We start from the raw sequence: 24,622 nt of genomic DNA on the forward strand, positions 1-24,622 counted from the left end.
GGTCGGTGATGCCGAGGCGACGCTGATGGATCGTCTTCGCGGCGGCGACCCTTCGGCGCTGGATGCTCTCTTCCGGATGCACGGCCGCGCGGTCCATCGGGCCGCGGGAGGCTTCCTCCTGGACGCAGGCCATGCGGAGGACGTCGTGCAGGAGAGCTTCTTCCTGCTGTGGCAGCGCCGCTCAAGCGTGCGGATCGCGGGGGAGTCGGTGCTGCCGTGGCTGCTGGTGACGGCGCGGAATCGCAGCCACTCGACCAATCGCCGCGAGCAGCGCCGACGCCACCAGCCCCTCTCCGACGACCTCGCCTCTCGCGGAGTCGACGCGGAGACGAGCGACCGACTGCTCGACGTGCGGCGTCTGGTCGAGCAGATGAGCGCGACGGACCGCGCGATCTGGACGGCGTGCATCGAGGACGATCTCAGCTACAGCGATGCCGCGCGCTCCCTCGGCCTGTCCCACGGGACGGTCCGCAACCGTCTCTCGCGGGTGCGGGCATCGGTGACGAGCACTTTGACGGAACGGACAGAGGACCATGGACAGTCGTGACCTGAGCGACGAGCAGCTCGAGCGCATCAGCGCACGCCTCGCCCAACGGATCCGCCACCGCCGACGTCTCGGCCAGGCCGCAGCGGCGACGCTCGCCGGGATCGCCGGCGCGGTCCTCAGTGCGGGAGTCCTCACGGCGGTGACGACGGAGCGCGGCACTCCGGTCGCGGCGCCCGTCACCTGCTGGGAGCAGGCCGGGCAGGGCGTCGCCCTGTCCGGCGAGATCCGGACGCCCGGGGAGCGGTCCACCGCTGCACTCGCCACGGCGTGCGCTGCACTCGCCGTGGCCGACGGAGACGGGATGGACGCCGCCCGGTACTCCCTCGCAGGAAGCCAGGTGTGCCAGGAGGACGGCCGGACCCGGATCTTCACGGGACTGGCCGACGAGGTCGACTGCACCCACCCGCCCACGACGCGGACCGGGGTCGACGAGTGACCATCGGACGCGCGAGAACCCTCGCCCTCAGCGTCCTCGGACTCTCCGCGGCGCTCGTCGTCATCGGATGCGCGACGACCGCCGCCGGCCCCTGCTCCCCGTCGACGTCGCAGGTGCCGGGTGAGCTCCTCAGCGCCGACGACGCGACCGAGCTCGTCTACGAGACCACCGCCGTCACCGGCGATCGAGGATCGGGCGGAGGGCTGCTCGATCACCCCGTCAGTCTTCACATCATCGGAATCGACGGCCGGTACGAGCTCATCGTGGACGCGCCCTGCAACACCCTCACCTACGACATCCAGCACGCCGGTCTGCAGCCTTCCGTGTGGATCGTCACCGGGGGTCCCGCGATGACCTACGTCGGCTGCCTCGACGCCGCCGGCGAACGAGAGCAGTGGCTGATGGACGTCCTGGGCGCCGAGGACGTCAGCCTCACGCAGACCACCACGACGATGCGGATCCGCTCCGGCCCCGTGACCATCGACGCCACCGCGAGCACGACCCCCGTCTCCGCCGAGACGCCTGCCGAACCGACGCAGCCCCCGACATCCACCGTCCCGACGGAGAGCCCGCCGGGCACCCCCGCCGCCGCCTCCGAGGGCCCGATGATCGACGTCCAGCAGCGGACGAACCGGCGCTCGACCTGTCTCCTCGACGGGTGTCGACCTCGAGGCGCTCGGGATGCGCGGTGACGTGATCACCGCTGGGGAGAGGATCTCGGGGATGACGGACCGTCCGTTTCCGTCAGAGGACGGAGCACCGGCCGTCTCACCGGCCGAGGAGGTCGTTCCGCGATCGTCGCGATCCGTTCGTCTCGGTGGCAGGCTGAGGCCGGACGTCCGGAGTCGAGTGCACCGGCGAGGGCGCTAGCTGTCCGTCGCTCGAAGCGTCGCCACGAGCTCCTGCAGTTCGGCTGCGGTGGCCCGCTTCCACTCGCGGATCGCAGGGGTCGCGAGCGGATCCGTGTCCTCCGACAGGGAGACGTACTCCGTCACGGCCACCTCGAGAACCCTGGCGAACACGTCGTCGTCCGACTCCTCGAGAGTGCGGACGAGGCCGACGGTCGCAGTGTGATCGATGCCTGCTCCGGAGAGGGTGATCGTCCAGGCATGGACCGGCTCGTCGGGTGTCGGAGTCGCGTCATCGGTTCTCGCGTAGGTGACCTCGATCACGACTCCGCCTACCTCGCGCTGCATCGCCGGACCGCTTCTCCGTCGCTCTTGTGCATGGAAGGAGATGGTGGACGTCGTGCCTCCCGGCGTGAAGTCGCCGGCGAGACGGATGAGCTTGCGGTGGTCGATCCAACCGTGGGCTCTCGACTCGGCGCGGTCCGTGGTCTCGACGAAGAGCTCGAACCGGCGCTCCTCCTTCACCTCGAGCACCCACTCGAGCACCTCCGCGACGGACCCCGCACCGGTGATCCGCTGCGGGTCGTGACGCGCCGACTGCTCGACGTCGTCGCCGGTCCAGAAGCAGACCCAGTAGATCGACGGGTCCTCCCGCTGTGCGTCGAAGTACGACTCGTCCCATTCGGCGTGCATACGCCCTCCTCGCCGGTCTCACGCTAGCGCCGTCCGACGAGCGGCTCAGCAGGACCATCGACCCAGGCTGTCGACGGGTCATGAGCGCCACCCAGGGCGTCCGATAGCCGGTGGTTCACCGGACGCCGATGGCAGGCCATCCCTCTCGGTCGGGTCAGCTCGTCAGTCGGTCGTCGTGATCCTCAAGCCCGACGGCTCCTAGGCTGACCCGATGAGCTCCCCGGCAACGACCCGCCCGTTCGTGGGCGCTGCTCGCCTCGCCGTCGGCGCAGCCGCGATCGCGGTGATCCTCCACACCTACGCGCTGAGCATCGCGGCCGGCGACCCGAATCCGTTCGACTACTTCGGCTACTTCACGAACCAGACCAGCCTTCTCGCGAGCGCGGTGCTGATCGTCGCTGGATCGGTCGCGCTCGCCCGCCGTCCGACTCCGGTGTGGCTGAGCTACGTCCGCGGCGCGGCGACGGCCTACCTGATCGTCGTGGCCGTGATCTACAACACCCTCGTTCCGGGAACCGGGACGGCCCCGCCCTGGGTCAGCGCCGTCCTGCACGTGGCGCTCCCCGCGCTCGTCCTCCTCGACTGGATCTCCGTCGACGACCGCGGACCGCTCTCGTGGCGCCGCCTGTGGGTCGTCCTGCCCTATCCGATCGTGTGGGTCGTCGTCGTGCTCGTCCGCGGAGCGACCGACGGATGGGTGCCGTACGGCTTCCTGCTCCCCGAGAACGGCGTGCCGTCGCTCGTCCTGCACGTCGCCGGCCTGACCTGCGCGGTGATCCTCGCCGGCGCGCTCGTCTGGGCACTGGGTCGACGCCGAACCTCATCCAGGTGACGTCCATTCCTCTCTCACCGTGGATGAAGAGGCGCACGTGAGCTCGACCTGCACGTCTCCGCGGGGAGTGGACGTGATCGCGCACGTGTCGGGGTCGCTCCCCGGGCCGTCGACAGCATCGCGGCGGTCAGCCCGCCGAGCAGTCACCGATGGTGGCAGGGAGGGTCTCGGTTCTCACCGGCCCCCTCCCCGCTCACCTCATCTCGGTCAGGAGGCGGTGAGGCCGCCGTCGATGACGTGTTCCATGCCGCTGACGGAGAGGAGTCCTCCGAGGCGAGGAAGAGGACGAGCTTGGAGATCGAGACCATTCCGGCTGTCGAGGAGATGGTGACGATCGTCCCGCCTCCCGCCTTCTGCATCGAGGGGATCACGCTCTTCATGCCGGAGAACTGCGAGTGCTGGTTCACGGCGACGACCTCGAGAGAGTCCTCTTCCTCGATATCGACCGTGGAGACGACCGGGCCGATGATTCCGGCGTTGTTCACCAGGACGGTGACCGATGCGCCGAAGTGCTCCTCGACCTCCGCGACCACGCGCTTCCAGTCCTGGAGGGAGGTGACGTCGTGCTTCGCAAAGAGCACGGCGTCCCCGAGCTCGTCAGCGATGCGCTGTCCGCTCTCGGCGTCGAAGCACTGCGACCGCTCCTGCTGGCGAACTGGCGCGTCTCGGGGTGGCGCAGACGGACGACGCTCGACGTCCTGGGCCGAGACGGTTCACCGCGACGCTACTTCGCGGTCGCGACGGCGAGTTCCTCCCAGTGAGTGGTGGCGCGGGGGGAGACCATGTCGCGCTTCATCGTCCACGCGCGGCGTTGCCGGAGGCCGCCGAGGCCGAGGCCGACGCTCTCCTCGCCGAAGCGCTCGGCGATGAGGTCGACCACGGCGCTGGTCGCGGGCGTGTCGGTGCGGGTGCCGAAGATGTCGAGGGAGGCGTGCTCGTCCGCGGGGGTGAGCTCGCCGAGGGTGACGCCGACGCGGACGTACTTGAGCCCCGGCTCGAACTGCGGAGCCAGCGCTGAGACGGCGGCGCGGTAGAGGGTTCCGGCGTCGTCGATCGGCTCGGGGAAGGCGAGCGAGACGTGGTGGGCGGTGTGCTTCGTCTCGGCGAAGGGGGAGGTCGCGGCGAAGCAGCGCATGCTCCGCGCGAGGGACCCCTGCTTGCGCAGGCGGGCGGCGGCGCGCTGCGTGTAGACGGAGAGCACTTCTTCCAGCTCGGCGACGGTGCTGATGGGGATCGCGAAGGAGCGGGAGTGCTGGATCGTGTCGCGGGCGGTCTGCAGCTCCTCGAGCGGGAGGCAGTCGATGCCGCGCAGCTCCTGGACGACGCGGGCCTGGACGACGCCGAACCGGCTGCGGATGCGGGCGGCGTCGGCGTCGCGGAGATCGGCGGCGTCGTGGACGCCCATGCCCGCGAGCTTCTTCGCGGTGCGGCTGCCGATGCCCCAGACGGCCTTGCTGGGGACGGTGCGCATGATCGCGGTCTGCTGCTCGCGGTCGTAGGCGCTGAAGTGGCAGACGCCGCCGAGGGCCGGGCTCGACTTCGACCCGCGGTTCGCGAGCTTCGCGAGGGTCTTGGTGGGGGCGAGGCCGACGCTCATCGGCAGTCCGAGGAGCTTCTTGAGGGTGCGGCGGATGTCGCGGGCCTGGGCGGTGGTCTCGGCGACGGTGCCGGTGAGGGCGATGAAGCTCTCGTCGATCGAGTACACCTCCTGCTCGGGGGAGTACCGGCTGAGGATCTCGGCGGCGCGGGCGGACATGTCGCCGTAGAGCTCGTAGTTGCTCGAGCGGGCGATGACGCCGTGCACCCGCGCCTCGGCGGCGATGCTGTGCCACGGGGCGGCCATGTCGATGCTCAGCGCCTTCGCCTCCTGCGATCGGGCGACGACGCAGCCGTCGTTGTTGGAGAGCACGACGACGGGCCGCCCCTCCAGGCGCGGGTCGAAGACGCGCTCGCAGGAGACGTAGAAGTTGTTCGCGTCGACGATCGCGAGGTGCCGGCGCTCAGACACGGTGCAGGCACCGCGTCACGACGCCCCAGACGCTCAGCTCGTCCAGCTCGGACAGGGTGATCACCGGATAATCCGGGTTCTCGGGAGCGAGGGCGATCAGGTCGCCGCGCAGCAGGAGTCGCTTCACCGTCAGCTCGGCGTTGACGACGGCGACCACGACGTCACCGTCGTGCGCGTCGAGTCCGCGGTCCACGATCAGCTCGTCGCCGTCGTAGATGCCGATCCCGGTCATGCTGTCGCCGCTGACGCGGATGAGGAACGTCGCGGTCGGGTCGCGCATCAGGTGCCGGTTGAGGTCGACCGGCCCGGAGTAGTAGCCCTGCGCGGGGGAGGGGAAGCCGGCCGGCACCGCCTCGACGGCGGCCTGCGGGAGCAGCGCGTCGGGCCGGCTCTCGCCGCCGACGAGCCCGAGGACGACGGTCACGAGTGGGCTGCCGTGGCGAGCAGGTGGTCGGTGACCTCGATCACGCAGGCGCGGGAGCGCTCGCGCAGCTCGGCCAGGTCGGTGCCGAAGAACGCGTGCATGTAGAGGGGGTGCAGTGCGAGTTCGACGAAGCGCTTCGCGAGGGGCATGGCCGCGTCGACGGCTCCCTCGGTCGCGTCGTCGGCCAGGGCGCGGGCGACGTGGCGGGCGCAGTTCTCGAACCCTAGACGGAAGCCCTCGCGGGCGACGTCCGGGAACGTCTCGCTCTCGGCCGACGTCGCCCGCATCAGGGCGATGCTCTCGGGGGTCAGGGTGAGGTCGGCGACCTCGTTGCCGGCGGTGATGACGCGCTCCCTCAGCGCGACTCCGGAGGCGGGGGAGCGGTCCTCGAGCGCGAAGCTCTCGTTGGAGCGGGTCACGACCGCGGCGAAGAGGTCGGCCTTGGTGGGATACCGGCTGTAGAGGGTCGTCTTGCCGGCGCGGGCGGCGTCGGCAATCTGCTCCATCGTTGCGCGTCCGTAGCCGTTCTCCAGGATCACGGCGGTCGCCGCGTCGAGGATGCGGCGGTCGACCTCGCCGGCGTCCTCGGCGCGAGGGCGTCCTCGGCGCGGTCGGGTGGCATCGGTGTCCTCCATAGGACCTCCTCGTGAATCGTACTCAATCGTACCGATCCGCGGACTCGGGAGTCCCTGGTCTGCTGCGAACCGGCTGGGAGAAACGGTACGCCACTGTCTTGTTTCATGGCGGGCCCGATACAAATAATCAGTACGCCTCGTACCGTTCCCCTTCCACCCGGCTCGCTGCGTCGAGCTGCACCCCTCTTGGAGAGACATGACCGCCATGAACGTCGCCCGGATGGTCGCGATCGGCGAGCCGCTGGAGGTGGGCACCGCCGACGTGCCGGCGCCCGGACCGAAGGAGGTGCGGGTGATCGACCTCTCCTTCCTCCAGCACCGCACCTTCGCGCTCGACGAGGTCAACGACGCCCTCGCGTTCGTCGGCGACCGCCCCGGCGGACACGTCACCGTCTCCGTCCTGCCCAACGGACCCCTCGACAGCATCGGAGAGGACGCCTGATGATCGACCGCTCCACCTACGACTACTTCGCCCAGCTCGAGAAGAACAACTCGAAGGACTGGTTCGAGGCGCACCGCGACGCGTACGACGCGATGCGCGAGAACCTCGTCGACGTCGCCCAGGAGCTGATCGCCGCCGCGAGCGACTTCGACCCGCGCGTGCGCGACGCGAACCCGGACCCGGCGCGCTGCGTCAGCCGCACCCACCGCGACATGCGCTTCAACAAGAGCGGCAAGCCGCCCTACAAGACCGACGCGTTCATCTCCCTGAACAGCGTCGGCGGCGCGACCAGCTCCGCCGGCTACTACTTCCACATCGAGCGCGGCAACACCTACGCCGGCGGAGGAGTGTTCACCACCGATCCGCCCCTGCTCGATGACGTCCGCAGACGCATCTCCGACCGCTACGACCGGTGGCTCGCCGTCGTCGAATCGGACGAGATGACGAGCACCTTCCCGGACGGCCTGACCTCACCCGAGACGCTCAAGATCGCCCCTCGCGGCTACGACCCCGAGGACCCCGCGATCGAGTACCTGCGGATGAAGGGCTTCTGCGCCAACCACCCCCTCACGATGACCCGCGCCCAGAGCGAGGACGCCCGCGACGAGATCGTCGACGTCTTCCGCACCGTGCGCCCGCTCGTCGACTTCATCAACGTCTCCGCCTGACCCCGCCTCACCCGAAGGAACCACCATGACCGCGATCCGCGTCGCCCGCCTCGTCGAGCCCGGCGAGCCCCTCGACGTCGGCACCGCCGACAAGCCCGACCTCGGCCCGAACGACGTCCTCGTCCGCGTCGAAGCCTGCGGCCTCGTCCCCAACGCCGCGAAGATCATCCAGGACGGCGGCCCCGCCCTTCCCGACCTGCCCGCCGTGTTCGGCCTGGACGTGTCCGGCGTCATCGAGGCGATCGGCGCGCATGTGCTCGAGCTCGCGGTCGGTGACCGCGTCTACGTCGACCCGCACCTCACCTGCGGCACCTGCCACCAGTGCCGCCGAGGCCGCGCCGACCTCTGCAAGTACAACAGCCTCCGCGGCTACGCCGCCCTCACGCCCGACGGCGGCGAGCTGCTCAACCAGCACCCGCTCGGCGGCCTGTCCGAGTACGTCGTCGCCGCCGACCGGAGCATCGCCGTGCTCCCCGAGAGCATCGACCTGCTGACCGCCGCCCGCTTCGGCTACATCGGCACCGCCTTCGCCGGCCTGAAGAAGGGGAACCTCCCGCAGGGCGGAACGGTGCTCGTCAACGGCGTCACCGGCACCCTCGGCGTCGCCGCCGTCGCGATCGCGCTCGGGATGGGCGCCAGTCGCGTCCTCGGCATCGGCCGGAACCCCGACATCCTCGAGCAGGTCGGCCGGCTCGACCCCGAACGGGTGCGGGTCGTCTCCTCCGAGGACGAGTCCGACCTCGTCGGCTGGGCCACCGACGCCACCGGCGGCCTCGGCGCCGATGTGCTGCTCGACTGCCTCGGCAACGGCGGCGACGCCGGCAGCACCGACACGCTCCTGGACGCCGTGAAGATCGGCGGCCGAGCCGTCCTCCTCGCCGGCGGCGTCGACGGCCGCGTCGGCCAGGAGTACTGGAACATCCTCGTCCAGGACAAGGCCGTGCTCGGCTCCCAGTGGTTCACCTCCGCCGAGATCGACGAGATGATCCGCATGATCGCGACCGGCGTGATCGACCTGACCGCGCTCACCCACAGGACGTTCCCGCTGGACCAGGTGAACGAGGCGTTCGCGTTCGTCGGGGACCGCCCCGGCGGCTTCACCAACGTCGTCGTCCTCCCCGGCTCCTAGCCGCCGGCTCTTCGAGTGCGGCGGTGAGGTCGATCCTGCTCGGCATCGTGTCGGGGGCCGGTCGGGTCAGCGACGGCGCGCAGCGGGGGTCAGCTCGGTGGCGCCGTAGCTGAGTGCTGATCTCCGCGCGTCTGCAGCCGTCGCGTAGGGGGATCCTGCTCCGGGCGTCGGCGGGCACCTCGGCGAGGTCCAGGGCGGCGGCGGAGAGGACGGAGAGGCATTGCGCTGCGGCTGGTCGTGAGGGTGCCGCCCACGTCCTACTCTCGGAGGAATCGTGGTCGCGACAGAAGGGCATCACCATGCGGATCCTCATCCTCGGAGCGGGCGCGACCGGTGGTGCGTTCGGGAGCCGTCTGCAGGAAGCCGGCCGCGACGTCACCTACCTGGTGCGTGCCGGCAGGGCCGAGTCGCTGCGGAAAGACGGACTCCGCTTCGTCTCGCCTTCGGAGGACCGCACCCTCGACGTGACGACACTGGTCGTGGGGGAGGAGGCGCCAGCCTTCGATCTGGTGCTCGTGACGGTCAAGGCGTCGGCGCTGCAGGGCGCCGTCGCCGATGTTCGCGCCTGGGTCACCGAGAAGACGCTCGTGCTGCCGATCCTCAACGGCATGGCGCACATCGACCTGCTGGAGACCGAGTTCCCCGGGCGAGTGCTCGGCGGCTCGGCCAAGATCGTCGCGACTCTCGACGGCGGCGCGGTCCGCCAGATGACCGGGCTCTCGGTCCTCACGATCGGCTCGCTGACGGACGCACCGGTGCCGGCTCACGTGGCCGAAGCGCTCGACGTCCCCGGTATCGACCTGCGGGTGTCGGATGACGTGCTCTCCGCGCTGTGGGAGAAGTGGGTCTTCATCGCCGCAGCGGGCGTCGTCACCTGCCTCTTCCGCAGCGCGATCGGCCCGGCCCTCGAGGCGGGGGCCCTCCCGTGGATCCTCGACGCGATCGAGGAGGCGGAGACCGTCGCCGACGCGGCCGGCCTGCCGGTGTCCGCCGCGGCGCACGAGCAGTCCCTCGCGATCCTCACCGAGGCAGGGTCCGCCTTCACGACCTCGCTCTACCGCGACCTCGTCGCAGGCCTGCCCACCGAGGCCGAGCACCTGCTCGGCGACCTCGCTCGCCGAGCGCGGGAGCTGAGCGTCCCGACGCCGCTCCTCGACCTCACCCTCGTGCAGATCCGAGCAGGAGCTTCGGCTCAGCCGCCCGCCGTCACTGGTGAAGCGTCCAGCTAGAGGATCGGTCAGCGGGACGCTGAGACGGTAGGTGCTGCCCTCGACTGCGCCGCGGTGAAGGGCGGGAGTCGCTCGTCTCTTCCGCGAGTGCCCGCAGTGCGCGCAGGTGCACCGCTGCCCAGGAGCGGAACGGCTTCCACGTCTCGGAGATCTCGTCGATCGAGCGGTCGTCGCCGTAGCGCTTCGCGACTTCGTCGCTCAGCTTGCCCTCATTCCGCGGAAGCACGTCGGGGAAGTTCGCGCCGCGGATCACGACGAGCTCGGCCGAGAACGGCCCCATCCCCAGGATGCTCTGCACCTGGACGAACGCCTCGGCCGGCTGGAGTGAGCGCAGGTGGGAGCCGGAGAGCTGTCCGTCGAGGGCGGCCTCGGCGATCGCGTGCAGGTACTCCGCCTTGCGGTCGGGCAGGTCGAGGGACGCCGCACGCAGGACGGCCGGAGACGGGAAGGCTCCGTCGTCACCGAGCTGCTGCGCGAGACGCGTCCTGACCGCCGCCGCCTGCCGGATCTGCAGCCGGCGCGACAGGACCGTCCAGACGGCCGCTTCGTAGGGCGAGAAGAAGCCGCACGGCCGGAACCCGGGGAGCCGAGCCTGCGCGTCCGCGATGACCTGGTCGCGCGCCGCGACGTCGGGCCAGCCTCTCCCGTCGATGTCGATGGACAGCAGCCGACGGACCTGCTCGATCGCGGCGTCCAGATCGCCCGGGCCCTCGACCGCGATGCGAGCGGACGAGCCGTCCTGGGTGAGGACGACGTCCACCCGCTGCCAGTCGGCATCGCAGAGGAGGGCGGTGCGGATGCCCGTGGCCTGCGGCTGCGACGCGAGCCGGTTGGGAGCGAAGCCCTCCCAGAACCGCTGGGTGGTGGCGAGCGACCAGGGCCCGAGGATCTCGTGCACGGTCTCGAGTCGAGTCACGGTCGGGCCTCGGTGCTCCGGGCGACGGCAGGGCCGTCGGTTTCGGAGGGGATGGACGAGCCGTCGGACGGTCCGTCGGCGGGTGCCGCATCGGTCGATCGTTCTCCGAAGAGGAAGGCCTCGCCGTCGGAGCAGTGGCTGTTCACGCTCATGTGCTCGGCGAACCGCTCGTCCCCGAACGCCGCTGTCAGATCGTCGGCCGAGCGCCACTGCACGTACTCGATGATCCGATCGCTCCGGAGATCGCGGAGGAAGCTCGTCGAGACGAAGCCGTCGAGGTTCCTGATGTGGTCCCGCGTCTCGCTCTCGTTGTACTCGGCCATCCACGCCTGCTTGCCCCTGACGGGCGCCAGTCGGATGATCTCGTGGGCCGCCGTCGAGGCAGCGCGCAACGGATCGACGGGGGTCGCGTCGTCCGGGCCCGCCGTCACCGAGGCGGAGAACCGGTAGATCCCCTCGTCCACGACCCACGTCGACCGCGTGCCGCTCACTTCCGCCACGAAGTCCTCGGCCTCGCGGCGGCTGCGCCAGAAGAGCAGCCCCAGGAGGAGCTCGATGCCAGGGGAGGAGGGCGGACCGAGCACGCGGCCGTGCGCCAACAGGATCGCTCCGCCGTACCCCGTCCTCGGACGCGCGAGCGCTTGCGGCGATGTGACCGGATCGGACCGCTCCGACCCCGCGCCGCTCGGGTGCACTTCTGCGCTGACCACGACGACGAAGGGGGACTCGTCGACATCGACGGTGGTGCTTCGCGGGGACACTGACAGGGGAGGACCTCCGGGCTTCGAGGACGCCGGAGGTCTTCAGCCCCGGATCGACGCCGCCGGTGAGACAGGTCGACCACTCCGATGAGAATCGGTCAGGCGACGAAGGTACACCACTTCCACGCAGCCACCATGGGAGCAGTCGATCGTCTGAGAGGGCGCCACGATCGGACCGTGGCGCCGGCGTTCCGTAGGGGGATCCTTCAGCGGAACGATCAGGCGTTCGGTGCGGGTGCGAGTGTTGCGCTTCCGGAGACGACCATCCAGCGCCCGGCGATTCGTTGCCATGCGCGGACGTAGTGAAGCCGAGCCTCAATCCGTTCGCCGTGGTCGATCACAACGACGTCTACGACGGACCTGGTCTGGGCGCCGCCGGCAACGGCCAGCGTGCTGCGACCGATCTCGGCGATCGACTCGAACTTCGTCGTGCCCGACGAATGTGCTCTGAGATCTTCGTCCCGGCTGATGATCGAGCCTTCGGGTGTCGTGAAGATCAGCTCGGGTGCGAGCAGTCGACCAAGCGCATCGACGGCACTTGCGCGCATCGCCTCCAGCAATCGATCTTCAGCAGCATCGACGGTTTCGTGGGGCATGGATGGGGATGACATCCCGGAAAGAGTATGCCTGCTCGTCGCGCGGCCTGCGTCCGTATGGGGATCCCTCACGGGCGGTCATCGGGACGTCGGCGAGTTCTTGCAGCTGCCGGTGCGGGCCGGCGCCATGCGTGAAGGAGGGCATGACCAGGGCGATGCCGATCTCTGCATGCAGGGCGGTGTCCGATCGGGTCGAACACCGCCCTGTCGGCATCAGGACCTGCGGTCGATCTTCGGAGCGTCGGGTGTGACGGATGGGTTCTGGCTCCGGAGGTGTCGCGTTGTGACGCAGCACTTGTGGTCCCCGCCGATGATGATCTTTCAGAGGACGGCGTCGTCGGCGGAGTCGAGGGTCTGCTGGAGGAGTCGAAGCGCTTTGGGTCCTACTCCGTGGAGGGTCGCGAGGTGGTCGAGGCCTACCCGCCGCAGGTCGTTCACATCGTGTACGCCTGCTTCTTGAAGCGCGCGGGTGGCTGGGGCGCCGATGTCGGGAAGCGGTCGCGGTTCCATGAGTCCGAGCCTACGAACCGCACGACCGTCCTGGTAGTCGGTTGCCCGGACGTCGACTCGCGGCGCGAAGTGGATCGTGCCTTCGTCGACCTCTGGTCGCGTCGAGGTCCTCCCGCTACTGCCGATACCTCCTAGGCGGCGAGAAGCCTCTTGCGGACGGATGGCGTGCAGCGCGGTCGAAGCCTTTCCCCGGCGTAGAGCCCTGTCCGGCCCGGCTATTCGATCATCGTTCGGCCATACAGCTCGCCGATGGTCTGCGCGACATCACCTCTGATAGCGCGGGGGTGGATATCAGCAGTCCGAGTCGGTTTCTTTCCCCCGAAATGGTGACTGGACGGGGAGAGAGAATGCGGTGGGGTGGCGCGCCTGCCAGCCTGATGACTGGGCTGGAGACGCCGATGGGGAAGCTGCACTACGACGGAACGGTCGAGATCGACTTCGAGGACCGCGTTCTCGCCCATCTGCAGATCGTGATCACCGCGAAGCTGCGGCGCAACGAGTCGTTCCTGCTGAGCTGGCGCGATGATCACAGCATGGGCGACGGTCGCAGCGCGATTTGGCTCCATCCCTCGCACGCCCTGCGCTACAAGTACTTCGGCGGACGCATGCCTCGCATCAATCCCACCTGGATCGGCGAACTGACCACTCTTGCCAACTCCGCAGGCGGTCTTTACATCACCCCCGAGCCGGACGAGTCCGTCCGTCACGCCGGTGGGGAGGCGCTCCTGTGAAGCGCGTCGACATCCTCTGCGACGGCACCGTCTTCACGGTGAGCAACCGCACCGCGGAGGAGTTCCAGGCCGAGGTGGACGCTGCGCTCGCGGCTCCCGCACCGCAATGGCTCACGGTCAATCACGGCGAGGGCCGCGCGAACACAGCCCTCATCCTGATCACACCCTTCACCGCGCTGACCATCATCACCAACGACTTCGACGACCAGAACCTGGACCGCGCCGACGTCGAGTAACCCCGACTCAGGGATCCCTCGAGCCGGCGACGTGGTTGCGGTGCAGGAACGCCGGCGCCTCTGAAGCAGAGCTCTTTCGACTCCGAACGGTCCTCAGCGCTGGAGATCGTTCGGCGTGTCAGCCGAGGTGGTCCTGCTGTGCTGATTCCAGGTCCGCGGTGTCGGCGTAGTCCAGGAATTCGAGGGGCGGGATGTCGGTCATCTCGTCGTTCCAGGAGGGCCGTGCGGGCTGCATGCGGCGCGTCTCCTGCTCGATGTGCGCGATCGCCTCCGCGTCGTCGGGCTCCTCGACCTCGCTGCTGTCGATCGGCACGGACCACAGCTGGCTCGCGGGACCGATCAGCAGGTGCGCGTAGGCGCGGCCACCGCCCTCCGTGAGGACGGGGACGGAGATCACGTCTGATTTCCCGACGTCTGCGAGGGCTCTGGCGTAGCGCAGGACCGCCTTGCAGGTGAGGTCTCCGACGAGCAGATGCCCGCTCGAGTAGTGCAGCTTTCTCATGCCACCAGATTTCCTCGAGCGGGTCGAGACGCTCAAGAGGGTTGCGGCGAACGCTCGTCTCGGGCAGACGACGATGGGGCGATCACTGGCTCACGATCCGGTTCTGGCCAGGGGCACGATGCCTTTGCGCTGGGTGAGTCGCGCGGCGTCGGCGATCACAGCACCTGGGTCGCCGCTGCTGCACCAGATCTCCCGCTGCCGCTGGGCTCCGGTACCGCGGTGGAGGATCCGCTCGGCGGCGGAGGACGCCGTGTCGCTGTCGCCGGCGTCTTCGAGGGCGTCTCTGACGTGATGGAGCAGGCGGGCCAGCATCGTGCGTGCGGGGACGGGGCAGCCGCTGACCGGGTCGATCAGGTCTCCGGTGATGCCGAAGCGGCTCGCGAGCCAGGACGACGCGGCGAGGACCGGGGTGGGGATCGGCAGCGGCGGCGTTCCTGCTCGGGCGTCGCGGGCGGCGGTTCCGACGAGCGCTCGGACGAGGACGGCGATGAGCGCCGCGTCCTGCGCGTGGAGCGGGACGTCGGAGATCCTCACCTCGACGGTCGGGTGGGTGTGGGAGAGCCGCGCGTCGAAGTAGAGCATCCCCTCGTCCAGAAGGGCGCCGGAGGAGGTGACCGCGGTGACGACGCGGCGGTAGTGCGCCAGGTCCTGCCAGAGGTCCGCGGGTCCGGCGGTGGGCCGTCCCCAGGACTGGTAGCGCCAGCTCTGGTAGCCGGTGTCGGTGCCGTGCTCGAGCGGGGAGTTCGCGCTGAGCGCCAGCAGCGCCGGGAGCCAGCCGCGGATGCGGTCCAGGACGGCGATGCCCTCCTCGGGCGAGTCGATGCCGACGTGCACGTGGAGCCCGCAGGTGAAGTGCTGCCGGGAGGTGAGGCCGAAGTGCTCCGCGATGCGGCCGTAGCGCTCGTCCTCGGAGAGGTGCGGGGTGAAGGCGGCCGGACTCGTCGCCAGCGCGACGGCGCGGCCTCCGGCGGACCGCGCCGCGTCGTCGGCGGCGCAGCGTCCCTCGAGGACGCCGGCGAGGAGGTCGGCGTGTGAGCGCTGCGGCCGGCCGACCGCCTCGATCTGCTCGGCCTTGAGCTCTGCCGTGAGCGTTCCGCTCCACGAGACGCGCGCGGCGCGCAGCAGCGCGGGAGCGATCGGCGCGGGAACGAACGTCGAGGAGTCGACGAGGAGGTACTCCTCCTCGACACCGAACGTCCGGACGCGGCTGGTCACGGCGTCTCCTCGGCGGCGGGTCCGTCGGCCAGCTCCACCCAGAGGTGGGCGAGGACGCCGACGGCGAGCAGGAGCTCGTCGAGGTCGGCGCTCTCGTCGCTGTCGTGCCAGTTGTCCTCGGGCAGACCGGTGCCGAAGAAGACGACGGGCGCCTCGAACCGGCGGGCGAGCAGCTCGGCGGGGCCGCCGCCCGCGTTCCCCATCCGCTTCACCTCCGTCACGCTGTAGCCGCGGCGCATCGCCCGCTCCAGAGCGTCGCTGCACCAGGTCCACGGCGTCCGATAGCCCTCCTGCGCGGTGCTGTCCGAGACGCTCACCTCGACGTGCAGCCCGGGCGGGAGGGCGTCGCGGACGAAGGCGCGCAGCTGCTCGCCCGCCTCGTGCACCGACTGCCCCGGCACGGTGCGGATGCTGATCTCCGCGGTCGCCGCCGACGGGATGACGGCGCGCGGCATGCCGGTCGGGTCGCCCGCGAGCAGGCCGACGACCTCGAGAGCGGGCCGCTCCCAGAGTCGTTCGAGGACGGTGAACCCCGGTTCGCCGGCGACGATCCGGGTGCGGGACCGGTGCAGCCAGTCGGCGTCGGAGTAGGTCAGGGCGGCGAGTTCGGCCCGCCGCTGCTCGGTGATCTCCGGGATCGTGTCGGAGAAGCCGGGCAGGGCGATGCGGCCGTCGGTGTCGTGGAGCCGCGCGAGGACGGCGGCCAGGGCGAGTGCAGCGTCGGGCGCCGCGCCGGAGACGGCGCCGCTGTGCACGTCGCGCAGGGTCCCCCGCACCTCGACGTGCGCCGACACCATGCCGCGCACGCTCGTGCACATCGCGGGCTCCCCGGCCCGCCACTGCAGGGTGTCGGAGAAGACGACGACGTCGGGCCGCACGTCCGAGCAGTGCTCGGCGAGCAGGTCGCTCAAGCCCGGGGAGCCCAGCTCCTCCTCGCCCTCGATGAGCAGCACCAGGGTCACCGGCGGCGCCTCGAGGCCCGACGCGGCCAGCAGCGCCGCCACCGACCGCACGTGCGCGAGCGCCTGCCCCTTCGCATCGGACGCGCCGCGGCCGTAGAGGCGGCCGTCGCGCAGGACCGGCTGGAACGGCGAGGTGACGCTCCACTGCTCGGCCTTCGCCGCCCGCACGTCGTGGTGGCTGTAGACGAGGACGGTCGGCGCCTCGGGATCGGGGCACTCCCACCGCGCCCGCACCGCGAACGACTCGCCGGTCGGCAGAATCTCCGCCTCGGGGAAGCCCGCCTCGCGGCACGCGCGCACCAGCCACTGGGCCGACCGCCGCAGGTCGTCCGCGTGCTCGGGCATGCCCGCGACCGAGGGGATCGACACCCACTCCGTCAGCCGTGCGCGGAAGTCGGCGTGCTGATCGCGGAGGACCTGGGCGAGGGCGTCGGGAGCGAGGGCGGTTCTGCTCATGCGTCATGACACCGCGCGCCGGGCGGGCGGCGCAGGAGGGTTGACGCGCGCCCGCACCTGGAGCGGTGACGGCGTGTGTACCCCGCGCTCCGTCGAGAAGTAAACCCTCTCGAGTGTCTGTCGGCGACTGCCGACTCTGATCGCATGACCACGGTGAGCAGCGCCCCGGCGACCACGATCGCACCCGCCCTGAACGGCGCCGCCCCTCCTGTGCGCCCCGGCCTGCGCACGTTCGGGGTCGAGGAGGAGCTGCTCCTGGTCTCGGTGCAGACGGGGGAGCCCGTTCCCGTGGCCGAGGAGATGCTGCGCGAGACGCAGCGCTCCTCGTCGCCCCTGCAGCGGGAGCTGCAGCAGGAGATGATCGAGGCGGTCACCGCGCCCTGCTTCACCGCGGCGCAGCTCGCCGATGAGGTCCTGCAGGCGCGGCGAGCGGCTGACGCCGCCGCCGCCCGGCACGGTGCCCGCGCGCTGCCGCTCGCGACGAGTCCCACCTCGACGACGCCGCATCCGAGTCTCCGGCCCCGCTACCTCGAGATGCTGGTGCGCTACGGATCGACGGCCCGCAGCGCCCTCGCATGCGGCCTCCACGTGCACGTGGGCATCGCCGATGCGGCGGAGGGAGTCGCGGTCCTGGACCGCATCCGGGTCTGGCTCCCCGTGCTGCTGGCCCTGAGCGCGAACTCGCCCTTCGCCGACGGAGTCGACACGGGGTACGCCAGCCATCGCTCCCAGACGCTGGCGCAGTGGCCCTCGGCGGGCCCGACCGACGCTTTCGGGACCGCGGCGGCGTACGCGGCCTTCGAGGACGACCTGCTGCGCACCGGCACGCTGATGGACGCCGGGATGCTCTACCTCGATGCGAGGCTCTCGCGCAGCTACCCGACGATCGAGGTCCGCGTCGCGGACGTGTGCCTCCGGGCCGAGGACACGGCCGTCCTCGCGGCCCTGGTGCGTGCGCTCGTCGACACCGCGGCCGAGCAGTGGCGGCGCGGTGAGGAGGCGCCGGGATGCTCCGTCGCCGTGCTGCGCCTGGCGACCTGGCGGGCTCGCCGCTCGGGCATCGATGAGCAGCTCGTGCACCCGCGGACGGGGCAGCCGGCCGACGCCGTCCACGTCGTCGACGCGCTGCTGGCCGAGGTGCTCCCGGCCCTCGAGGCGAACGGCGACGGGGAGCTGGTCGTCGACGGGGTGCACCGGATCCTCTTCCGAGGCTCCGGCGCCCACTGGCAGCGCCGCGTGGCCCGCCACTCCGGGATCGAGGACGTGGCGCTGCAGCTCTGCCGCGAACTGGCCGCGGGACGGATCCGGTGAGGGACGCGGCGCACATCCACCTGCTGACTCGGAGTCCCGTCGGCCGATCGGTCATCGGGGCGTCGGCGAGTTCTTGCAGCTGCCGGTGCGGGCCGGCGTCACGCCTGCGGGAGGGCATGACCAGGGGGATGCCGATCTCTGCATGCAGGGCGGTGTCCGATCGGGTCCAACATCGCCCTGTCGGCATCAGGACTTGCGGTCGATCCTCGGAGCGTCGGGTGAGACGGATGGGTCCTGGCTCCGGAGGTGTCGCGTTGTGACGCAGCACTTGTGGTCGCCGCCGATAGTGCGTCCCCGAGGGTGCTGGCGCGGAGCGAGACCAGGTCGCTCCTCATCGTCAGCGCGCGCTGCTTGAGGACCCCGATGAGGCCTAGCCGCGCCGCCTGTCTCCTCCACGGCTCTTTCGGATGTCTTACTCTGGCCGGGTGACGGGGACGCTCGATGATCTGCTGTCGGCGGATCCGCACCGGGTCTGGCAGGCCTCGTGGGAGGTCATCGGCACGCGCGACATCGCGCTGCTCGACCTCCTCAGGGCGGCGCTTCCGGAGATCCGTCGGGCGACGGCGGATGTCGAGCTCGGTGGGATGGTCCGGTCGAATCGTGACGCCCTCGACCACGCCCTCGCCAAGGTGCAGAGCTTCCGCCGGTGGCGGTGCTGGTGCGACGACTACCCACGACTGCTCGCCTATGACCCCACCCGGGAGCAGGAGCGCGGCCATGCGCGAGTGCTCCGCCAGGACCGCTCCGGATGGCCGGCGACCTATGAGTGCGAATGCACGGTCTGCGGCAGCCGGTTCGATGTCGAGGAGGGCGAGCACCACGCGCTCTGGTGGCAATTGACCGCTCAGTGGTCCAGGGCACGGCCGTCGAGTGGCTGTGGTGAGGCCGAGCGGTCCGCACGGCCGTCTCGACGCTCCCCGGACTAGACGACTGGTCTAATAGTAGCTACGGTGGTCGCATGCCCACTTCGGAGACCGACACCCGGCAGCACATCCTCGACACGGCGGAGGCGCTGATGGCCCGCAAGGGCTACACCGCCGTCGGCCTGACCGAGGTGCTGTCGGAGGCCGGTGTGCCGAAGGGATCCTTCTACTACTACTTCTCCTCGAAGGAGGGGTTCGGTGAGGCGCTGATGAAGAGCTACTTCACCGGCTACCTCGCCACGATGGACCGCATCGCGAGCGACGCCTCGAAGACGGGCGCCGAGCAGCTGGCCGAGTACTGGCAGCGGTTCCACGATCTGCAGTCCTTCGACGACGGGCAGGGAAAGTGCCTGGTGGTGAAGCTCGCCGCCGAGGTCTCCGACCTGTCCGAGCCCATGCGGCTGCAGCTCGTCGACGGGACGGCCGGGATCGTCGATCACCTCGAGCGGATGATCGGCACCGGGCGGCAGGACGGGTCGGTCGCCGCGGACGAGGACCCGCGACAGTTGGCCCAGGAGCTCTACGAGGCCTGGCTCGGCGCGAGCATCATGGCCAAGGTCCGGCGCACGCCGGAACCGCTCGGACGTGCGCTCGAACTCACCCGCGCTCGACTGCGGATCTGAACCTCGGGCCCCGCGCCCCACTCCCTTTTCCGCGGGCGCATCCGCTTCGGCTTCTCATCTCCATGGTAGACGACTGGTCTACTAGACCGGAACGAACCATGAGCCATGACATCTTCTACCAGGACGCGACCGCGCTGGCCGCCCGCATCCGCTCGGGGGAGCTCACCTCCGTCGAGGTCGTCCAGGCACACCTGGAGCGCATAGCGTCGGTCGATCCGATGATCAACGCGATCGTCACGATCAACGAGAACGCCCTCGCTGACGCGAAGGCTGCCGACGACGCGCTCGCCGCGGGGGAGGACGTCGGACCGCTGCACGGCGTCCCCTTCACCGTGAAGGACTCCATCGACACCGCGGGCGTCCTCACGCAGCGCGGCTCGCCGATCTTCCGGGGCCGCACCCCGCAGAAGGACGCGGTGAGCGCGGCCCGGATGAAGGCGGCCGGCGGCATCCTCCTCGCGAAGACGAACCTGCCCGAGTTCTCCTACTCGACCGAGAGCGTGAATCTGCTCTCCGGACGCACGAGCAACCCGTGGAATCTCGACCGCACCCCCGGAGGCTCCAGTGGCGGCGAATCCGCGGCCATCGCCGCGGGACTCAGCCCCATCGGGCTCGGCACCGACCTGGCGATCTCGGTCCGCGGCCCGGCAGCGCAGACCGGAATCGCCGCCATCAAGCCCACCCACGGCCGGATCCCGATGACCGGCGTCTGGCCGCGCGTCCCCCGCCGCGACTGGCATGTCGGCCCCATGGCCCGCACCGTCCGCGACCTCGAGCTCGGCTACTCGATCCTCCGCGGCCCGGACGGCGAAGACGGCTTCGCCGTCACCCCGGCCGGCTTCGACGCCGGCCGGCGCGACGCTGCTCCCGAGCAGCTGCGCGTGGGCTGGTTCACCGACTCCGGCCTCGGCCCGGTCGACCCGGAGGTCGCCAGCACCGTCCGCGCCGCCGCCGAAGCGCTCGCAGCCGCCGGCGTGCACGTCGAAGAGGTCGACATCCCCGCCCTGCACCGGGACAATCCGCTGGCGCTGTTCGACAAGCAGCACGTCATGGAGCTCAAGCCCGCGATGGCCGAGGCCACCGCCGGACACGAGGACGAGCGGTTCACGATGTCCCGGGCCATGCTCGCCACTCCCGACACGTCGATCGAGGACTACATCGCCGCCGAGCAGGGGTTCGAACGCCTCCGCGACGCCTACGCGGAGTACTTCGCCCGCTTCGACGCGCTCCTGCTCCCGGTCCTGCCGATCCCCGCGCACGAGCACGACGCGACCGAGTTCGTCATCGACGGGCAGACCGTCCATGCCGCCCACATTCAGACGTTCACCGTGCAGTTCAACATCACCGGCCTGCCCGCTCTCTCGATGAGGTTCGGCACCAGCACCGACGGCCTCCCCATCGGCGTGCAGATCGCCGCCTCCTGGCACGCCGAATCGACCGTCTCCGCCGTCGCCTCCCTGCTCGAATCCGTCAGCCCCGTCCGCGACCAGCACCCCGAGATCTAGGAGCAGACCGTCATGACTACCGTATGCCGCCGAACCGGCGCCTACGTCTCCTCCACGCTCCCCGTGATCGGTACCGTCGGAACCTATACAGGAGCTCCGGCCCAGGATGCCGGGAGCTACATAGCCACGCGCGGTCTACATATCATCACCGGCCGGTACACCCAAGTCGGGGAGCGATGCAGCGTCCCCCGACCGCGCCTGTTCGGCGCGATCTCCGTCGGCTACTGAACACCGAGGGGCCGTCGGCGCCGATGACGTCGACGGCCCCTCCGCCTGACACATCGAAGGAACGAGCGTTCTATCGAGTCGTTCGTCTCGTCCCGATTAGGGATCGTTCAGCGGGTCACTTACGCTTCTTGACCTCATACTCGAGGGTCACCCAGCCAGACCCGGCGTGGCTCGCAACTTGGGTTATCACGGCTTGGTCGATGTCCGTCGGCGTGGGACCGCGACCGTCTCCGATCAGGCTGGGAATGACGCGCAGGCGCAGCACGTCAACGAGCTCGGCGCGGAACAGCGCGTCAGTGAGCTGCAAGCTGCCCCATACGAGCAGATCGCCCTGTACGGCGGCTCGGAGTCGCGCCACGCTCTCCACCGGGTCCCCGTGCTCGATGACGGCCGGGGCGTGATCGCCCCACGGGGCGGAATCGAGAGTGTTGCTGACGATGTGCTTAGGGAGTGAATTGATCGAGCTCGCGACCGGTTCGTCGTCGGGGTCGACGCTCGGCCAGTAGCCGGCGAACATCTCGTAGGTGTGACGTCCTAGGACGATCGCGCCGACGCGACTGAGCATGTTGAGCTGGTCGGAGTCGGTGCTGTCGATCGGTGCCGCATTCATGAACTTCATGCCGCCGTCGGTGTCCTGCACGAAGCCGTCGGCGGTGATGATCTGCTCCACGATAATCTGCCCCATGCGCTGACCCTACGCAGGCACAACTGCGCTTCTCTAGATCAACTCGACGGTGTCCCGTTCGGGGATGGCTAAGCGGGCGGGTTGGCCGGTGTCGAGAACCGGGATCGGGTGAAGGTCACGAGAACGACGGCGATGCTCGCGCCGATGAGTGTTTCGAGGAGGCGGGAGGCAATCAGGTCGCTGGTTGCTGCGTCGGAGCCGAGTTCTCCGAGCAGGAGTGCGAGGGGTGTGATGAAGATGAGGGCGAGGCCGTAGTTGCGGCGGACGACCGCGTTGATCAGGAGTTGCAGCACGGTCGCGATGAGGATTGCGGCGCCAGTGTTGGGGTGTAGTGCGAGGAGGCCTGCGGCGACGCCGACGCCGATGAGGGTGCCGAGGACGCGGAAGACGGCGCGTCGGATCTGGTCGGTGGAGTCGTTGCCTGCGAGTGGGGCGACGGCGGCGACCATCGCCCAGTAGGGGCGGTCGAGGTCGAGGGTGACGGCGATGCCGCCGGCGAGGATCACGGCGGCAGCGCAGCGCGCGGCATGCACGCGCATGCGGTGGACGGTCCGCTGGATCGGTGGTGGTCCCGGCGTTTCGCGTCCGTCGGGGTGGATGGGGGAGCGGGGGATGCTCTGCTCGAGCAGGCCGACGGCGACGGCGACGGTTGCGCTCGCGCCTGTGATCAGGACAGCCAGGCCGGCTTCCGGCCAGGTCCGGGGGATCGAGGCGCACGAGGTGACGGCGAACACGATGAACATGGGTCCCGGCGGGGCCCAGTGCTGCCGGTCGGAGAGGTGTGCGGCTGCTGCGGCGCAGGCCGCGGCGAGGGGGATCGCGATGACGGTCCGTGCGTCGCTGATGGCGGCGCACACGCCGAGTGTGACGGCGATGACGAGGAGCGCGGCGTGCAGGGTCTGGGATCGCCATCGGACGGGCTGGTGGCGGGTGCCGGAGTAGACGGCGGCGAACAGACCGAACGAGGCGTACATCGCGTACGAGAACAGGTCGAGGCCGGCCAGGGCCGCGAACACGATGAGCGTCGCGATCGCGGCGCGGCCGGCGGTCCACCAGGCGCCCGGCGCGGGCCGCAGGGCGAGCAGCTCGCGCAGCTCGCCCCGCGCCCGCTCTCGCACGGACGGCAGCTCAGGCATGCGTTGACGATAGCGATGTCACTGCGGCCGGCTGCCGTCCGGCTGGGTGAGGCGGGTCAGGACTTGGTGCCGCCGTAGTCGGTGTTGTGGTCGCGCCAGACGGTGTGCGGGTGGTAGCCGGAGAGGACGATGCCGTTCTGCAGGGACAGCTCGATCCAGACGGAGGGGCCGTCGATGCGGAAGTAGTCGTTGAGCTGGGTGAAGGTGGTCGATCCGGAGAAGGCGAGGTAGGTGTCGTCGAGTTCAGCCGTGTAGGTGGCGAGGATCGTGGCGGCGTCCGCGTCGGCGATGTCGTTGACGTAGCTGGCGATCGCGGCGAGGACGAGCGACTTCTGGTCCGTGGAGAGCGAGGAGACCTGGAGGCCTTCCTTGGTCGCGGGGAACGCCCAGTCGTTGCCGGGGCCGAGCACGAGGTCGGAGTAGACGTCGCTGAGCTTCGCGGTCGACTGCTGCTCGCTCGTGAGGGAGGAGAACGCGGCCGTGAACACGGCCTCCTTCGCGGCCATCGGGTGGTTCGTCGCGCCGTCCCACTCGAAGTCCCCGTTGGGTTCGATGCCGCGGAAGGAGGGGGTCGCGCCGGCGAGGGAGCCGTCGATGTAGGTGTTCGCGACGGCGAGGTGGTGGCCGCCGAACTGGAACTCCCAGGTGCCGGTGTCCTGGGGGACTCCGAGGAAGGCGACGAAGAACTGGGAGCGGCCGTAGTCGTCGGCGCCGCCGTTGTCCGCGAGGTAGTCGTCCGCGTTGAGGTGCTGCTGGATCTCGTCGTAGCCGAGGCCGGTCGCCGTGCCGGTGGTCGCCTTCAGCAGCGACTCGAACAGGGCGAGCTGCGCGTCGGAGAGGTCTCCGATGCTCAGCCCCAGCCGCGCACCGCCGCCGAGACCGGAAGGCATGCCGCCACCGCCCGCGCCGCCCGCAGTGCCGCTGGGTCGGGCGCCGTCGGTGGGCATCCCGGACGCCCCGGACGGACGAGTGCCACCGCCGCCGCCGGCGCCGCCGCCGCCCATTCCGCTGAGCAGGGCCTGGGGGAAGTTCGACCAGAGTTTAGCGTTGGTGAGGGTGTAGCTCTGCACGAGCGTCGCCTGCTGCTCGGCGGAGAGCGACGCCTGGAACGCCTGCGCGAGCGCGGCGACGGACCCGGCCGCTGCCGGGGTTCCCGTCGGCGCGGTCGTCGCGGTGCCGGTAGCGGTGGAGGTGGATCCGGTGGCAGTGCAGCCCGCGAGCACCAGAGCGACGACCGGGATGCCGGCGAGAATCCCGCGCCGGGAGATGGACTGGGTGAGGGGAGAGGTGCTGACCATGACGACGACGAAACAGTGCACGCCTAGGGCGATCCGATGAGTTGTCTATGAGTCGCCTATACGAACAGAAAAGCTCGATCTTTCATTGACCTCTCATAGGGTCCGCATAGCGGCCGTCACGTTCGCGGACCTACCGT

General features: G+C 70.1%; 28 protein-coding genes and 1 pseudogene. 15 read left to right on the forward strand and 14 right to left on the reverse strand.

Features of this window, described 5'->3' with window-relative positions; translation table 11 throughout:
* The first annotated feature begins 25 nt into the window (after window positions 1-25).
* From HQQ82_RS00710 to HQQ82_RS00720, 3 genes are read left to right on the forward strand one after another with little or no spacing between them, the layout of a single operon-like run.
* A complete protein-coding gene (locus HQQ82_RS00710) occupies window positions 26-547 on the forward strand; it encodes an RNA polymerase sigma factor (RefSeq protein WP_173231192.1) in 522 nt (173 codons plus the stop codon).
* A complete protein-coding gene (locus HQQ82_RS00715) occupies window positions 534-983 on the forward strand; it encodes a hypothetical protein (RefSeq protein ID WP_173231193.1) in 450 nt (149 codons plus the stop codon). The genes HQQ82_RS00710 and HQQ82_RS00715 overlap by 14 nt, the downstream gene beginning before the upstream one ends.
* Window positions 980-1,675: a hypothetical protein gene (locus HQQ82_RS00720; RefSeq protein WP_173231194.1), complete on the forward strand. Its 696-nt coding sequence runs from the start codon at window positions 980-982 to the stop codon at window positions 1,673-1,675. The genes HQQ82_RS00715 and HQQ82_RS00720 overlap by 4 nt, the downstream gene beginning before the upstream one ends.
* Window positions 1,676-1,849: 174 nt before the next feature.
* Here HQQ82_RS00720 and HQQ82_RS00725 read toward each other — a convergent pair whose 3' ends face one another.
* Window positions 1,850-2,524 (reverse strand): hypothetical protein, encoded by a 675-nt coding sequence (locus HQQ82_RS00725; RefSeq protein ID WP_173231195.1) that lies wholly within the window; start codon window positions 2,522-2,524, stop codon window positions 1,850-1,852.
* A gap of 211 nt (window positions 2,525-2,735) precedes the next feature.
* On the opposite strand from HQQ82_RS00725, the gene HQQ82_RS00730 reads away from it, so the two are divergent.
* On the forward strand, window positions 2,736-3,356 hold the full coding sequence (locus HQQ82_RS00730; protein ID WP_173231196.1) for a Pr6Pr family membrane protein: 621 nt from the start codon (window positions 2,736-2,738) through the stop codon (window positions 3,354-3,356).
* 143 nt (window positions 3,357-3,499) lie between these two features.
* Here HQQ82_RS00730 and HQQ82_RS00735 read toward each other — a convergent pair.
* The 4 genes and pseudogenes from HQQ82_RS00735 to HQQ82_RS00750 form a co-directional block, all read right to left on the reverse strand.
* Window positions 3,500-3,964: pseudogene (locus HQQ82_RS00735) on the reverse strand (SDR family NAD(P)-dependent oxidoreductase); the annotation flags it as partial.
* Window positions 3,965-4,080: 116 nt separating this feature from the next.
* Complete coding sequence (locus HQQ82_RS20445; protein ID WP_173231197.1) at window positions 4,081-5,364, reverse strand: Y-family DNA polymerase; 1,284 nt, start codon at window positions 5,362-5,364, stop codon at window positions 4,081-4,083.
* Window positions 5,357-5,740 carry a LexA family transcriptional regulator gene (locus HQQ82_RS00745; protein WP_216848252.1) on the reverse strand — a complete coding sequence of 128 codons (384 nt, stop codon included), beginning with the start codon at window positions 5,738-5,740 and terminating at the stop codon, window positions 5,357-5,359. Before HQQ82_RS00745 ends, HQQ82_RS20445 begins: the two co-directional genes overlap by 8 nt.
* Window positions 5,741-5,784: 44 nt before the next feature.
* Window positions 5,785-6,423 (reverse strand): TetR/AcrR family transcriptional regulator, encoded by a 639-nt coding sequence (locus HQQ82_RS00750; RefSeq protein WP_173231199.1) that lies wholly within the window; start codon window positions 6,421-6,423, stop codon window positions 5,785-5,787.
* Window positions 6,424-6,619: 196 nt separating this feature from the next.
* Here HQQ82_RS00750 and HQQ82_RS00755 point away from each other — a divergent pair, with 196 nt between their 5' ends.
* The 4 genes from HQQ82_RS00755 (at window position 6,620) to HQQ82_RS00770 (ending at window position 9,891) form a co-directional block, all read left to right on the forward strand.
* Window positions 6,620-6,865, forward strand: coding sequence for a hypothetical protein (locus tag HQQ82_RS00755; protein ID WP_173231200.1), 246 nt, complete (start codon window positions 6,620-6,622; stop codon window positions 6,863-6,865).
* Entirely contained in the window at window positions 6,865-7,533 is a 669-nt protein-coding gene (locus HQQ82_RS00760) for a DUF2461 domain-containing protein (protein WP_173231201.1), read from the forward strand. Before HQQ82_RS00755 ends, HQQ82_RS00760 begins: the two co-directional genes overlap by 1 nt.
* 25 nt (window positions 7,534-7,558) lie before the next feature.
* On the forward strand, window positions 7,559-8,662 hold the full coding sequence (locus HQQ82_RS00765) for an alcohol dehydrogenase catalytic domain-containing protein (RefSeq protein WP_173231202.1): 1,104 nt from the start codon (window positions 7,559-7,561) through the stop codon (window positions 8,660-8,662).
* Window positions 8,663-8,961: 299 nt separating this feature from the next.
* Window positions 8,962-9,891 (forward strand): 2-dehydropantoate 2-reductase, encoded by a 930-nt coding sequence (locus tag HQQ82_RS00770; RefSeq protein ID WP_173231203.1) that lies wholly within the window; start codon window positions 8,962-8,964, stop codon window positions 9,889-9,891.
* On the opposite strand, the gene HQQ82_RS00775 is transcribed toward HQQ82_RS00770, so the two are convergent.
* The 3 genes from HQQ82_RS00775 to HQQ82_RS00785 form a co-directional block, all read right to left on the reverse strand.
* Window positions 9,869-10,807 carry a DNA-3-methyladenine glycosylase gene (locus HQQ82_RS00775; RefSeq protein WP_216848118.1) on the reverse strand — a complete coding sequence of 313 codons (939 nt, stop codon included), beginning with the start codon at window positions 10,805-10,807 and terminating at the stop codon, window positions 9,869-9,871. The genes HQQ82_RS00770 and HQQ82_RS00775 overlap by 23 nt on opposite strands.
* Window positions 10,804-11,406: a hypothetical protein gene (locus HQQ82_RS00780; RefSeq protein WP_173231204.1), complete on the reverse strand. Its 603-nt coding sequence runs from the start codon at window positions 11,404-11,406 to the stop codon at window positions 10,804-10,806. The genes HQQ82_RS00775 and HQQ82_RS00780 overlap by 4 nt, the downstream gene beginning before the upstream one ends.
* A gap of 380 nt (window positions 11,407-11,786) precedes the next feature.
* Window positions 11,787-12,164, reverse strand: a complete 378-nt coding sequence (locus HQQ82_RS00785) for a nuclear transport factor 2 family protein (protein WP_173231205.1) — start codon at window positions 12,162-12,164, stop codon at window positions 11,787-11,789.
* Between the two features lie 297 nt (window positions 12,165-12,461).
* On the opposite strand from HQQ82_RS00785, the gene HQQ82_RS00790 reads away from it, so the two are divergent.
* The 3 genes from HQQ82_RS00790 (at window position 12,462) to HQQ82_RS00800 (ending at window position 13,641) form a co-directional block, all read left to right on the forward strand.
* Window positions 12,462-12,809 carry a hypothetical protein gene (locus HQQ82_RS00790; RefSeq protein ID WP_173231206.1) on the forward strand — a complete coding sequence of 116 codons (348 nt, stop codon included), beginning with the start codon at window positions 12,462-12,464 and terminating at the stop codon, window positions 12,807-12,809.
* Between the two features lie 263 nt (window positions 12,810-13,072).
* The gene (locus HQQ82_RS00795; protein ID WP_173231207.1) at window positions 13,073-13,405 is read left to right on the forward strand and encodes an ATP-dependent DNA ligase; all 333 of its coding nucleotides are present in this window, start codon (window positions 13,073-13,075) and stop codon (window positions 13,403-13,405) included.
* Window positions 13,402-13,641 (forward strand): hypothetical protein, encoded by a 240-nt coding sequence (locus tag HQQ82_RS00800; RefSeq protein WP_173231208.1) that lies wholly within the window; start codon window positions 13,402-13,404, stop codon window positions 13,639-13,641. Before HQQ82_RS00795 ends, HQQ82_RS00800 begins: the two co-directional genes overlap by 4 nt.
* Window positions 13,642-13,759: 118 nt before the next feature.
* Here HQQ82_RS00800 and HQQ82_RS00805 read toward each other — a convergent pair whose 3' ends face one another.
* The 3 genes from HQQ82_RS00805 to HQQ82_RS00815 form a co-directional block, all read right to left on the reverse strand.
* Window positions 13,760-14,143 carry a hypothetical protein gene (locus HQQ82_RS00805; protein ID WP_173231209.1) on the reverse strand — a complete coding sequence of 128 codons (384 nt, stop codon included), beginning with the start codon at window positions 14,141-14,143 and terminating at the stop codon, window positions 13,760-13,762.
* A gap of 90 nt (window positions 14,144-14,233) precedes the next feature.
* Window positions 14,234-15,358 (reverse strand): glutamate--cysteine ligase, encoded by a 1,125-nt coding sequence (locus HQQ82_RS00810; RefSeq protein WP_173231210.1) that lies wholly within the window; start codon window positions 15,356-15,358, stop codon window positions 14,234-14,236.
* Window positions 15,355-16,776, reverse strand: coding sequence for a M20/M25/M40 family metallo-hydrolase (locus tag HQQ82_RS00815; RefSeq protein WP_173231211.1), 1,422 nt, complete (start codon window positions 16,774-16,776; stop codon window positions 15,355-15,357). The genes HQQ82_RS00810 and HQQ82_RS00815 overlap by 4 nt, the downstream gene beginning before the upstream one ends.
* 144 nt (window positions 16,777-16,920) lie before the next feature.
* Between HQQ82_RS00815 and HQQ82_RS00820 the strand changes: the two genes are divergently transcribed.
* The 4 genes from HQQ82_RS00820 (at window position 16,921) to HQQ82_RS00835 (ending at window position 21,138) form a co-directional block, all read left to right on the forward strand.
* The gene (locus HQQ82_RS00820; RefSeq protein WP_216848119.1) at window positions 16,921-18,087 is read left to right on the forward strand and encodes a glutamate--cysteine ligase; all 1,167 of its coding nucleotides are present in this window, start codon (window positions 16,921-16,923) and stop codon (window positions 18,085-18,087) included.
* Between the two features lie 425 nt (window positions 18,088-18,512).
* Window positions 18,513-19,013 (forward strand): hypothetical protein, encoded by a 501-nt coding sequence (locus HQQ82_RS00825; protein WP_173231212.1) that lies wholly within the window; start codon window positions 18,513-18,515, stop codon window positions 19,011-19,013.
* Between the two features lie 32 nt (window positions 19,014-19,045).
* Entirely contained in the window at window positions 19,046-19,633 is a 588-nt protein-coding gene (locus tag HQQ82_RS00830; RefSeq protein WP_173231213.1) for a TetR/AcrR family transcriptional regulator, read from the forward strand.
* A gap of 98 nt (window positions 19,634-19,731) precedes the next feature.
* On the forward strand, window positions 19,732-21,138 hold the full coding sequence (locus HQQ82_RS00835) for an amidase (RefSeq protein WP_173231214.1): 1,407 nt from the start codon (window positions 19,732-19,734) through the stop codon (window positions 21,136-21,138).
* 343 nt (window positions 21,139-21,481) lie between these two features.
* Here the strand turns inward: HQQ82_RS00835 and HQQ82_RS00840 are convergent, their stop codons facing one another.
* The 3 genes from HQQ82_RS00840 to HQQ82_RS00850 form a co-directional block, all read right to left on the reverse strand.
* The gene (locus HQQ82_RS00840; protein ID WP_173231215.1) at window positions 21,482-22,051 is read right to left on the reverse strand and encodes a dihydrofolate reductase family protein; all 570 of its coding nucleotides are present in this window, start codon (window positions 22,049-22,051) and stop codon (window positions 21,482-21,484) included.
* A gap of 68 nt (window positions 22,052-22,119) precedes the next feature.
* Entirely contained in the window at window positions 22,120-23,187 is a 1,068-nt protein-coding gene (locus HQQ82_RS00845) for an FUSC family protein (protein ID WP_173231216.1), read from the reverse strand.
* Between the two features lie 56 nt (window positions 23,188-23,243).
* Window positions 23,244-24,485 (reverse strand): DUF3500 domain-containing protein, encoded by a 1,242-nt coding sequence (locus tag HQQ82_RS00850; protein ID WP_216848121.1) that lies wholly within the window; start codon window positions 24,483-24,485, stop codon window positions 23,244-23,246.
* Between the last annotated feature and the right edge of the window lie 137 nt (window positions 24,486-24,622).

Source organism: Rathayibacter sp. VKM Ac-2856 (genome assembly GCF_013205055.1).
In the GTDB taxonomy this organism is placed as follows: domain Bacteria; phylum Actinomycetota; class Actinomycetes; order Actinomycetales; family Microbacteriaceae; genus Rathayibacter.